Here is an 11,737-nt window from a genome sequence, read left to right as displayed (position 1 = left end):
TTTTTAGCGGGTTGTGAGACCATAGGGGAGATATACAGATGACAAGTCAGCGAATTAAGGAAAGGGAATTATTAAAAGAGAGAAGAATCAGAAAAGTAAGGAGAGCAAGGATGTGTCTTCGTATTCTTGCTCTTTTTCTGATTGCCGGGATACCGCTGTTTTGTATGACGACCGCTTCAGCGTCCAGACAGGAAGCGTCGGTCTACCTGAAGCTTAAGGATACAGCGATTTTGCAGGGCGAGGAAGTTCCGGAGTTTGAGACGGAAGTGGAAGTGGTAGGGAATTCAGAGATCATTCTGGATGAGAAGAGCGGCTTCACGGTGAAGAATCTGGAAGAGGAATTCAAGGAAGGGCATGGCTATACGGTGGCGTGTGATGCAGATACGGGCGTGGAAGGCGAGTATTCTATGCATTTAGAACTCAGCGACCGCATTAAGAAGTGCCTCAGGAAGGAATGGTTCGGAGTACTGACCATAGATACTCTTGACGCTTCATTTCTGGTCAAGAATCCGTTGGGCGAGTGGGACAAGGACCGGTTCAGGCGTTATGACGGCACATATGTGAAGAATGAGTTCGTGGTATCGAAGGGGAAGACCTATTATTTCGGGGAAGATGAGAAGATGGCGACCGGCTGGCAGAATGCAGGCGGAGCTGATTATTTTCTGGATTCCGAGGGAGTCCTTCAGACCGGCTGGCTCGATCAGGAAGATTCCAGATATTATCTGGAGGCAGACGGCCGTATGGTGACCGGCTGGAAGGATATTGACGGGAAGACTTATTATTTCGGGCAGGACGGTAAGATGGTGACCGGAGAGACTTACCTTGGGATGACCAAATGCGACTTCGGGAAGGATGGGGTATTAGTGTCCATGGAAGAGAGTGAAGTGGATCCGAACAAACCGATGGTGGCGCTGACCTTCGATGACGGTCCGGGGCAGAGGACCGGGGAGCTTCTGGATGCGCTCAGCAAATACGGCGCTCATGCGACCTTCTTCATGCAGGGTAAGAATGTCAGTGTCTATCCGGATGCGGTAAGGCGTATGAAAGAGGTGGGATGTGAGATTGGAAGCCATACCTTTGATCATCCGGATCTTACGAAGATGGATGCGTCAGGCATTAAGGATCAGGTTGACCGTACGGATCAAAGCCTTCATGATATTATCGGACAGGGAGCGACAGTGCTGCGCCCTCCGTATGGAGCGATCAACGATACAGTGAAAGCAACGATCCGCAAGCCTCTGATCTTATGGAACATAGATACGCTGGACTGGAAGACAAGGAACGTTCAGATGACGGTTAATGAAGTCATGACCAAGGCTCAGGACGGCGACATCATATTGATGCACGATATCCATTCGGAGAGTGTGGATGCGGCGATCGAGATGATTCCCAAGCTGATCGCACAGAATTATCAGCTTGTGACGGTGTCGGAGATGGCGGCGGCTAAGGGGATCAAGATGGAGAACGGCGAACGGTATACGGATTTTTAATACAGCAGTCAGCAAAGAGGCTGCCGGGAAGTGATAGAAGTTTATCACATTTCCCGGCAGCCTTCTTAACGGTCGGCGGTCAATCTGCGGTATGCGCCTTGAGAAGGGCATGGATCTTATCGGTAGGATTCAGGACCTTGCCGATGGAGACATCGTGATTCATGGAATCAATGATCAGCGCCATGAATTTGCACATATCTGCCACTACAAAATAAGGCTTCTCATAGGCTGCAGGCGGCAGATAGGTCAGGTTCGTAGTGATTACTCGGTCAATATATCCCTTGCTGTAGTAATCGTCGAAGATCCCAAAGCCTTCGGTAAACAGACCGAAGGTAGTGCAGACAAATACCCGGTTGGCGCCGCGCTCCTTAATCTGTTTCGCCACATCCAGCATACTTTCTCCGGAAGAGATCATATCATCCACGATGATCACATCCTTACCGTGGATGTCGTCACCCAGGAATTCGTGTTCAACGATGGGGTTCTTGCCGTTTATGACGGTAGAATAATCCCGGCGCTTATAGAACATACCCATGTTGACTCCCGTTACGTTGGAGAAATAGATGGCACGGTGCATGGCTCCCTCATCGGGGCTTATGATCATCAGGTGCTCCTTATCAACGATCAGATTCGGTTCTGCGCGGAGCAGTGCCTTGATGAACTGGTACGGCGGGTTGAAGCTGTCGAACCCGTGGAGCGGGATGGAATTCTGTACCCTGGGGTCGTGGGCGTCGAAGGTGATGATATTGTCCACGCCCATATCCGCAAGCTCCTGCAGCGCCAGGGCACAGTCCAGGGACTCTCTCTTGGTGCGCTTATGCTGGCGGCTCTCGTATAGGAAGGGCATGATTACATTCAGCCGGTGCGCCTTGCCGTTGGCGGCGGATATGATGCGTTTCAGGTCTTGGTAGTGATCGTCCGGGGACATATGGTTCGGATGTCCGTTGACGGTGTAAGACAGGCTGTAATTACATACATCAACCATGAGATACAGATCCTTGCCGCGGATCGATTCGTCGATCAGTCCCTTGGCTTCCCCGGTGCCAAAACGCGGACAATGACAGCTTACCAGATAAGAGTCCTGCCGGTAACTCTGATAAAGCGGAGAATCCAGAGATTCCTCCAGGGTAGCCTGGCGGAAGCCTACGATATAATCATCCACTCTCTTCCCGAATTCCTTACAGGATTCCAGGGCTGCGATTTTAAGAGGTGCTGCCGGAAGCAGCTTTTCCATTAATTTGATATTCTGCATATCTCTCTCCTATGTGACGGTTTGTGTAGAAGTTCCTAAGATATTTATAGCACTTTTGGCAGGGTAAGGTCAACTACAGATTGCGATAATGAAAAAATGTGTTATACTTGTTATAAAGATATTGGGGTCAAGAGGTGGAATATGGGGCGAAAGCATATCATAAAGGAAGTAATGCAGGACAGTATCGCATGGGAGCTTGGGATCGAGGCGGGGGACCGTCTGATCACCGTCAACGGGCAGGAGATCGAGGATGTATTTGATTATCATTTCTATGTGAATGACGAGGAACTGGTGATTCTGATCGAGAAACCGGACGGAGAGGAATGGGAGCTTGAGATCGAGAAGGATTACGACGAAGATCTGGGGATCGAATTCGAGCAGGGATTGATGGACGAGTACCGTTCCTGCAGGAACCGGTGTATCTTTTGTTTTATCGACCAGATGCCGCGGGGAATGCGGGAGACGCTGTATTTTAAAGACGACGACTCCAGGCTGTCGTTCCTACAGGGCAATTACGTGACATTGACCAATATGAGCGACCATGATATCGACAGAATTATCCGCTACCATCTGGAGCCGATCAATATATCCTTCCATACGACGAATCCGGAATTGAGATGCAGGATGCTTCACAACCGGTTCGCGGGAGATGCGCTTGCGAAGGCGGACAGGCTCTATGAGGCCGGTATCCATATGAACGGCCAGATCGTGCTCTGCAAAGGGATCAACGACGGGGAGGAACTGGAACGAAGCATCCGGGATATGGCGAAGTATCTGCCGTACCTGCAGAGTGTATCTGTGGTGCCGGTGGGGCTTACGAAGCACAGGGAGGGCTTAGAGCCGCTAGAGCCTTTTGGGAAGGCAGATGCAGAAGAGGTGCTGTCGGCGGTCCATAGATGGCAGGAGAAGCTCTATGAGGAATATGGAACACATTTTATCCATGCGGGCGACGAGTGGTACATCCTTGCAGAGAAGGAACTGCCGGGAGAAGAACGGTACGACGGGTATCTCCAGCTTGAGAACGGCGTGGGGATGCTCCGCCTCTTGATGAATGAATTTGAAGAGGCATACGAAGAGGTTCAGGACGACGGCATACAGAGGGAATTATCTGTGGCGACGGGGTTGCTTGCCCATCCCTATATTCAGAAGATGGCAGACAGGCTTATGATGAGATGCCCGGGGACAGATATCCGTGTCTATCCCATCCGCAATGATTTCTTTGGAGAGCTTATTACGGTGTCGGGGCTTATTACGGGCCGGGATCTGATCGCACAGCTTCGCGGGCAGGAATTAGGAGACAGGCTCCTGCTTCCCTGCAATATGTTCCGAAGCGGCGAGGAGGTATTTCTGGATGATGTTAGCCTTGCAGAAGTGGAGGAGGCTTTACAAGTGCGCGCAGATATTGTAAAATCAAGCGGGCAAGACTTTATAGATGCAGTATTGACTTCAATAGATGAGGAGATAGAAGATGAGTAAACCAGTAGTAGCAATAGTGGGAAGGCCCAATGTGGGCAAGTCGACCCTTTTTAATGCGCTGGCCGGTGAGATGATTTCGATCGTGAAGGATACGCCTGGTGTGACCAGGGACCGGATCTATGCGGACGTCTCATGGCTTGACAAGGAATTTACCCTGGTGGATACCGGGGGGATCGAACCGGAGAGCAAGGATATTATCCTGTCACAGATGCGGGAGCAGGCACAGATCGCCATAGATACGGCAGACGTGATCATATTTCTGACGGATGTGCGCCAGGGCCTTGTAGACGCCGACTCCAAGGTGGCGGATATGCTGAGGCGTTCGGCGAAACCGGTGGTATTAGTGGTGAACAAGGTAGATCATTTCGAGAAGTTCATGCCGGATGTGTATGAGTTCTACAATCTGGGAATCGGGGACCCTATGCCGGTGTCGTCCGCATCACGTCTTGGGATCGGCGATATGCTGGATGAGGTGGTGAAGTATTTCCCGCAGGGAGCGGGGGAAGAAGAGGAAGACGACCGTCCGCGGGTGGCGATCGTGGGTAAGCCCAATGTAGGCAAGTCATCCATTGTCAACAAGCTGCTTGGCGAACAGAGGGTGATCGTGTCGGATATCGCCGGGACGACCAGAGATGCCATAGATACGGAGATCAAGTACAACGGCAGGGAGTATGTGTTCATAGATACGGCGGGGCTTCGCAGGAAGAACAAGATTAAGGAAGAGCTGGAGAGGTACAGTATTATCCGTGCGGTGTCTGCCGTAGAGCGTGCAGATGTGGTGCTGATGGTGATCGACGCGTCGGAAGGTGTGACCGAACAGGATGCGAAGATTGCCGGGATCGCCCATGAGCGCGGGAAGGGCATCGTCATCGTAGTCAATAAGTGGGACGCCATCGAGAAGAATGATAAGACCATGAAGGAGTATGAGAATGAGATCCGCCGTGTCCTGTCGTTCATGCCTTACGCGGAGATCATGTATGTGTCCGCCGTGACCGGCCAGAGGTTGGTGAAGCTCTATGATATGATTGATATGGTGATCGAGAACCAGTCCATGCGGGTGGCGACCGGCGTGCTCAACGAGATCATGATGGAAGCAGTTGCCATGCAGCAGCCGCCGTCAGATAAGGGCAAGCGGCTGAAGCTTTATTATATCACGCAGGTAGCGGTGAAGCCGCCGACATTCGTGATCTTTGTAAATGATAAGGAGCTGATGCATTTCTCCTACACCAGGTATCTGGAGAACAGGATCCGGGATGCATTTGGATTCAGAGGAACTTCGCTTAAGTTCTTCATCAGAGAAAGAAAAGAAAAGGGGCGTTAATAATGGAACGAGTCATAAGCATATTGATCGGATATGTGTTCGGGCTGCTGCAGACGGGATATCTGTACGGGAAGCTGCATCATATAGACATCCGCCAGCAGGGCAGCGGCAATGCAGGCACAACCAATGCACTGCGTACTATGGGCTGGAAAGCCGGGGCGGTGACCTTCCTTGGTGATTGTTTCAAATGTGTGTTCGCGGTGGTTGCAGTGCATCTGATCTACAAGGGATCCCATGGGGATATGTTGCCGCTTCTGTCCCTCTATGCAGGTATGGGAGCGATCCTTGGACATAACTTCCCGTTTTACATGAATTTCAAGGGAGGGAAGGGAATCGCGGCGACGGCAGGGCTGATCGTAAGTACTACCAGCGTATGGGCGGTAGTGCTGTTCATCGTCGTATTTGTAGGAATCGTGGCGCTGACGAGGTATGTGTCTCTGGGATCGCTGGTGGTGGTGGTCCTTTATCTTGCGGTGGTCATTTTCCTTGGACAGACGGGAGTCTATGGTATTGCGCAGAATTATCTCTATGAGATGTACGGTATCGCCGTATTTCTAATGGCGCTGGCGTTCTTCAAGCATCGGGCGAATATCAAGCGGCTTATGACCGGGACAGAGAATAAGCTGAGCGTGGGGAAGAGTAAATAAGAAATCTATTATTAAATATATGAAACAGGGAGGAAGTTGGATTATGGCGAATGTAGGTATTATGGGAGCTGGAAGCTGGGGGACGGCGCTGGCGCTTCTGCTTCACAGGAACGGACACCAGGTTACGGTGTGGTCGGTCAGTGAAGAAGAGGTTGATATGTTGTCCAGGAAACGGGAGCATGTGAGTAAGCTGCCGGGAGTGAAGATTCCGGAGGATATGCAGTTTACTACGGATGTGGAGAGTACGGTCAGGGACAAGGATTTTATCGTCCTGGCGGTGCCGTCTCCATTCACCAGGAGCACCGCGCGCAGTATGAGCCCGTATGTGGCGGATGGACAGATCATCGTTGACGTGGCGAAGGGAATTGAAGAAGACACTCTGATGACGCTTTCTCAGCAGATCGAGCAGGAGATTCCCCAGGCGGATGTGGCGGTACTGTCAGGACCAAGCCATGCCGAGGAAGTGGGAAGAGGTCTTCCGACGATCGTGGTGATCGGAGCGAAGAAGGAAGAGACGGCCGAATATCTGCAGGAGATGTTCATGAATGAGGTGTTCCGTGTGTACACAAGTCCGGATATGTTGGGAATGGAGCTTGGGGGCTCTCTTAAGAATGTGATCGCGCTGGCCGCCGGTATCGCGGACGGTTTGGGATATGGCGACAATACGAAGGCAGCGCTGATCACCAGAGGGATTGCGGAGATCGCAAGGCTGGGTGTGAAGATGGGCGGAGCAATCGAGAGCTTCACCGGGCTTACCGGCATCGGCGACCTGATCGTTACCTGCGCAAGCGTCCACAGCCGTAACCGCAAGGCGGGCTATCTCATGGGACAGGGCAGGAGTATGCAGGAGGCCATGGACGAGGTCCAGATGGTGGTAGAGGGTGTGTATTCCGCAAAGGCCGCGGTAAAGCTTGGAAAGAAGTATGATGTATCTCTGCCGATCATTGATAAGGTAAGCGAAGTATTATTTGAAGGGAAGGATCCGAGAGAAGCGGTGAATGAACTGATGCTTAGGGACAGCAAGGCAGAACATCATGCGCTGCCGTGGAAGAATGATCAGGAATGACAAAAGAGAGGGGTTTCCCTCTCTTTTATTCTTTTGAGTGGTCGATCTTATTGCGGATCTGCTGCATCTGCTGATCCAGCTTCTCAATGGAGTCGGCACATTCCTTGAGCTGATGCACGATCTCATCGGTATCGTTCACATTTTTTTTGTATTTTAATTTGTGTTCCAGGCTTGCCCAGAAATCCATGGCTATGGTGCGGAACTGGATCTCTACCTTCATATATTTCTTCCCGTGGGACAGGAAGATAGGCACGTCAAGGATCAGATGGAGACTCCGGTAACCGTTGGATTTGGGGTTCTTTATGTAGTCCTTCCTCTTGATGACCACGATATCGTCCTGTTTGGCGAAAAGCTCTGCGAGGCGGTAGATGTCGTCGGGGAAAGAGCAGATCACACGCACCCCCGCTACATCGGTCAGATTCTCCCGGATGCTCTCCAGAGTGACAGGGAAGCCTTTCCGCTCTAACTTCTCATAAATACTCTCCGGTGATTTCAGCCGGCTCTTGATGGACTCAAAAGGATTCCGGTTATATTGATGGGAGAATTCCGCGTTTAATACCTTAAGCTTCGTCTCCACCTCGATAATTGCAGAATTGAATTCCATCATCAGGATGTTGAAAGGCTTGGCTTCTCTCAGCTTCTCGGCCTGTAACTGAATGATCTGATATTGCTTCTGTATCGCCGCAGCCTGTTCCTCTACCTTTTGTTCTAACTGATTCTTATAAGAGAAGAGCTTGATCGCGTTCTTCACCCGGTTCTTGACCAGAGAGCTCTCGAAAGGCTTGTGGATAAAATCAGAGATCCCCAACTGGAAGCAGAGATTCTCAATCTCTATGGCATGCTCGCTGCTTATGATGAGAGTGGGGATCTGCTGTATAAGCCCCTTCTGCTGCATCTCTTTGATCACGGCGAAGCCGTCTATCTTCGGCATTCGAAGGTCCAGAAGGAGGGCGGATATCTCATGATGGGATTTCCTGAGATGTTCAAGCGCTTCTTCCCCGTTGGCAGCCATCTCAATCATATAGTCGTCTTTCAAGATGTCATATAATAATTCGCGGTTTAGTTCTGCATCATCTACGACCAGTATTTTTTTCATGATTAGTACCTCTTTTTCCTGGTGTATTCATTATCACTGACTATAGTATACTCGATTCCCGGAGAAATGAAAAGGTTTATGATCATTCTTGTCGAAAAGAAAGGAAAATGAAAAGAAAAGATAGGATTCATTATATTGACATTAATTTCACTAAGTGTTATAGTAGAACATAACAAAATATAATGGATATATAATAAAAATTTATGGACATTATGTTTTCAGTTACAGAGAATAAGTAAAGGAAATGAGGTGTGATTTATGAGTGGTATTAGTATTATTATTCTGTGTACGATTTTTGCATATATGTGCCTGCTGGTCGGCATCGGTGTCTATAATGCAAGAAAGAACAGCAGCAGTGAAGATTTCTACCTTGGCGGCAGGAAGATGGGTGCATTGGTCGTTGCCATGAGCGCGGAGGCGAGCGATATGTCAAGCTGGCTTCTGATGGGGCTTCCGGGTGTTGCATACCTAACCGGCCTTGCGGATGCTTTCTGGACTGCAGCGGGTCTGGCGATCGGTACATATCTGAACTGGCTCTTTACATCAAGGAGACTGAGACGTTATTCAGAGCAGATTGGCGCGATCACAGTGCCTACGTTCTTCGCGAAGAGATTCCATGATGAGAAGAATATCATTACGGCGATCTCAGCAGTGATTATCGTAGTATTCTTCGTTCCGTATGTAGCGTCTGGTTTTGCGGCGTGCGGTAAGCTCTTTAACTCATTGTTTGGATTAGATTATATGGTTGGCGTGGTTGTATTTGCGGTTATCATTGTTGTCTATACGATTGCGGGAGGATTTACAACGGTTGCAACGAATGACCTGATTCAGAGTATTGTAATGTCAATCGCACTGATTTCTATCGTAACCTTTGGTGTGGGCAGCGCCGGCGGTATGGGGGCTGTAATGGATAACGCCAAGTCCCTGTCGGGTTATATCTCACTTTCCGCGATCCATGATGCGGTTGCAGGTTCGGCGATCCCGTATTCACCGCTGACTGCCGTATCTCTTCTGGCATGGGGAATCGGATATTTTGGTATGCCGCATATCCTGGTAAGATTCATGTCTATTGAAGACGAGAATAAGCTGGTGCTCTCCAGACGAGTTGCTTCTATCTGGGTAACCTTCGCTATGGGTGTTGCGATCTTCATCGGTATCGTAGGCCTTGCAGTTGTCAATGCAGGCGGTATGCCGGCATTGGAGGACAGTGAGCGCGTGATCATAGCTCTCACCAATGAGCTTAGCAAGAACGGCTTCCTCGCAGCGGTGCTTGGCGGTGTGATCCTTGCGGGTATCCTTGCGGCGACGATGTCTACCGCGGACAGCCAGATGTTGGTAGCGGCTTCCGGTGTATCTGAGAACATTGTACAGGATTTCCTTGGTAAGAAGCTCACCGAGAAGCAGGGACTTAATATTGCCCGTGCAACGATCCTTGGAATCGCAGTGATCGGTGTATTCCTGGCAAGAGATCCGAATTCCAGCGTATTTGGTATCGTATCCTTCGCATGGGCCGGTATGGGAGCTGCGTTCGCAGGTGTTATGATCTGTGCGTTGTTCTGGAAACGTACCACTTTGCAGGGTGCGCTGGCCGGAATGATCGCCGGCGGTGTAATGGTATTCGTATGGAAATATGCGATCCGTCCTATGGGCGGTATCCTTGATATCTATGAATTGCTTCCGGCATTCCTGATCTCTCTGGCGATGATCATTATTGTGAGTCTGGCGACCAAAGCGCCGTCAAAGGAGATCGTGGATGAGTTCGAGCAGGTGAATGTTAAGAGATAATGTGCGGATCCTGCGAGATTAATAGAATAGTATAGCGTATAGAGAAACAGTCTGTGCAGATGAATGGCACAGACTGTTTCTTTTCTGCGTTAGATATGCTGATATCTTTTCTTCCAGATGGGGAATCTCCTTCTTGCCTCTGGTTTCAGCATTCCCTTCAGCTTATACTCATGCATGATCCGGAAATACATTCCCAACAGAAGTATGGATGCCAGGACCCAAGCCACCGGACTTGCCATACAGATTCCAAGGAAGCTCTTATAATGGGATGCTGCAAGCGCCGCCCCGCATCTTCCGATCAGTTCAGCGATTCCGGCGGTCATGGGAAGGATGCCGTAGCCCATCCCCTGTATCCCGTTCCGATAGATATTGACGACTGCCAGGAATACGAAGGAAACAGCCGCACACCGTAGGCTTACATCGACGAGAGACATAAGTTGCCGGACATTTTCAGAGACGAACAGTACGGTCATATATTTGCCGGCGAAGAAGATCAGGATACCGGTAAATACGGCGTAAATAAGGCCCATCCAGGTCGCGCTCCGGAATCCCTGCCGGATCCGGCTGATCTTGCCCGCACCCGCATTCTGTGCGCAGTAGGTCGACATGGTCGTTCCCAGTGCGACATAGGCCTGGGTAACGATCTGTTCGATCTTGACAGCTGCGGAGTAGCCGGCGACTGCTACAGAACCCAGCGCATTCAGCGCGGACTGTACCACGATTGTTCCGATCGCAGTGATAGAATACTGGAATGCCATGGGGAATCCGATCTTCATCTGCCATAGGGCAAGGTTCCAGTCCATCTTCCAGTCGTCCTTATGAAGATGGAGCAAGGGAACGCTCTTTATAATATAGAAGAGACAGGCGAGACCGGAGATCCCCTGGGAGATCACGGTCGCGTAAGCGGCTCCTGCCGCACCCATATGGAATACGATGATGAATACCAGGTCGAGCAGGATATTCAGGAGCGCCGCCAGGATCAGGAAATACAGCGGCCGTTTGCTGTCCCCGACCGCACGTAGGATACTTGCCAGCAGGTTATACATTACCTGAGCCACGATTCCGGCACAGATGATCATTATGTAGGAATACGCCTGATCGAACATATCAGCCGGTGTATTCATCCAATGCAGGACACTTCGCATCAAGACCATGCTTGTCACAGTGAGCACAATGGACACGATACCGGACAGGATCGCGGCAGATGCAACAGACTTACGCATTGCCCGGTGATTGCCCGCCCCGTAATGCTGCGCGGTAACGACTGTGAATCCGGCTGTCATCCCCATTAAGAATCCCAGGATCAGAAATGTCAGCGTGCCGCAGGCTCCCACGGCGGCCAGCGCCGAGTTGCCGACGAATTTGCCGACGATGACCGTATCCGCCATGCTGTAGAACTGCTGGAATACATTTCCGATAAAAATAGGGATCGTAAAATTCAGAATAATCTTTGAAGGTTTTCCTATTATCATATCTCTTTCCATGCCTGTACCTCCTAGTATTCGTACTGATTCAATAGAAAACTTTGTATATTATATAAAATATAGATTGTGGATGCAAGACATATTTTGACGAAAAAATATGAAAATATCGGGCATTTCCCG

The 11,737-nt window shown here is 50.2% G+C and carries 9 protein-coding genes; 6 read left to right on the top strand and 3 right to left on the bottom strand.

Features of this window, described 5'->3' with window-relative positions; translation table 11 throughout:
- The first annotated feature begins 38 nt into the window (after positions 1-38).
- Positions 39-1,490, top strand: coding sequence for a polysaccharide deacetylase family protein (locus tag VSQ62_RS19565; RefSeq protein ID WP_334636456.1), 1,452 nt, complete (start codon positions 39-41; stop codon positions 1,488-1,490).
- Between the two features lie 79 nt (positions 1,491-1,569).
- Here VSQ62_RS19565 and VSQ62_RS19560 read toward each other — a convergent pair whose 3' ends face one another.
- Positions 1,570-2,742 (bottom strand): ribose-phosphate pyrophosphokinase, encoded by a 1,173-nt coding sequence (locus VSQ62_RS19560; RefSeq protein WP_334636454.1) that lies wholly within the window; start codon positions 2,740-2,742, stop codon positions 1,570-1,572.
- A gap of 141 nt (positions 2,743-2,883) precedes the next feature.
- On the opposite strand from VSQ62_RS19560, the gene VSQ62_RS19555 reads away from it, so the two are divergent.
- The 4 genes from VSQ62_RS19555 to VSQ62_RS19540 are packed head-to-tail and all read left to right on the top strand — an operon-like array spanning position 2,884 to position 7,252.
- On the top strand, positions 2,884-4,218 hold the full coding sequence (locus tag VSQ62_RS19555; RefSeq protein WP_334636453.1) for a DUF512 domain-containing protein: 1,335 nt from the start codon (positions 2,884-2,886) through the stop codon (positions 4,216-4,218).
- A complete protein-coding gene (gene der, locus VSQ62_RS19550; RefSeq protein ID WP_334636452.1) occupies positions 4,211-5,539 on the top strand; it encodes a ribosome biogenesis GTPase Der in 1,329 nt (442 codons plus the stop codon). The genes VSQ62_RS19555 and der overlap by 8 nt, the downstream gene beginning before the upstream one ends.
- A gap of 2 nt (positions 5,540-5,541) precedes the next feature.
- Positions 5,542-6,186: a glycerol-3-phosphate 1-O-acyltransferase PlsY gene (gene plsY / locus VSQ62_RS19545; RefSeq protein WP_334636451.1), complete on the top strand. Its 645-nt coding sequence runs from the start codon at positions 5,542-5,544 to the stop codon at positions 6,184-6,186.
- Positions 6,187-6,229: 43 nt separating this feature from the next.
- On the top strand, positions 6,230-7,252 hold the full coding sequence (locus tag VSQ62_RS19540; RefSeq protein WP_334636449.1) for an NAD(P)H-dependent glycerol-3-phosphate dehydrogenase: 1,023 nt from the start codon (positions 6,230-6,232) through the stop codon (positions 7,250-7,252).
- A gap of 25 nt (positions 7,253-7,277) precedes the next feature.
- On the opposite strand, the gene VSQ62_RS19535 is transcribed toward VSQ62_RS19540, so the two are convergent.
- Positions 7,278-8,348 carry a RelA/SpoT-related domain-containing protein gene (locus tag VSQ62_RS19535; protein WP_334636448.1) on the bottom strand — a complete coding sequence of 357 codons (1,071 nt, stop codon included), beginning with the start codon at positions 8,346-8,348 and terminating at the stop codon, positions 7,278-7,280.
- Positions 8,349-8,606: 258 nt separating this feature from the next.
- On the opposite strand from VSQ62_RS19535, the gene VSQ62_RS19530 reads away from it, so the two are divergent.
- Complete coding sequence (locus tag VSQ62_RS19530; protein ID WP_334636447.1) at positions 8,607-10,133, top strand: sodium/proline symporter; 1,527 nt, start codon at positions 8,607-8,609, stop codon at positions 10,131-10,133.
- A gap of 89 nt (positions 10,134-10,222) precedes the next feature.
- Here the strand turns inward: VSQ62_RS19530 and VSQ62_RS19525 are convergent, their stop codons facing one another.
- Positions 10,223-11,617: an MATE family efflux transporter gene (locus VSQ62_RS19525; protein WP_334636446.1), complete on the bottom strand. Its 1,395-nt coding sequence runs from the start codon at positions 11,615-11,617 to the stop codon at positions 10,223-10,225.
- Positions 11,618-11,737: the final 120 nt, after the last annotated feature.

The sequence above is a fragment of the Sporofaciens sp. JLR.KK001 genome, assembly GCF_036941055.1.
Classification (GTDB): Bacteria; Bacillota; Clostridia; order Lachnospirales; family Lachnospiraceae; genus Sporofaciens.
The sequence above is the reverse complement of the archived record's forward strand: the minus strand, read 5'-3'. Positions and strand labels throughout refer to the sequence as shown.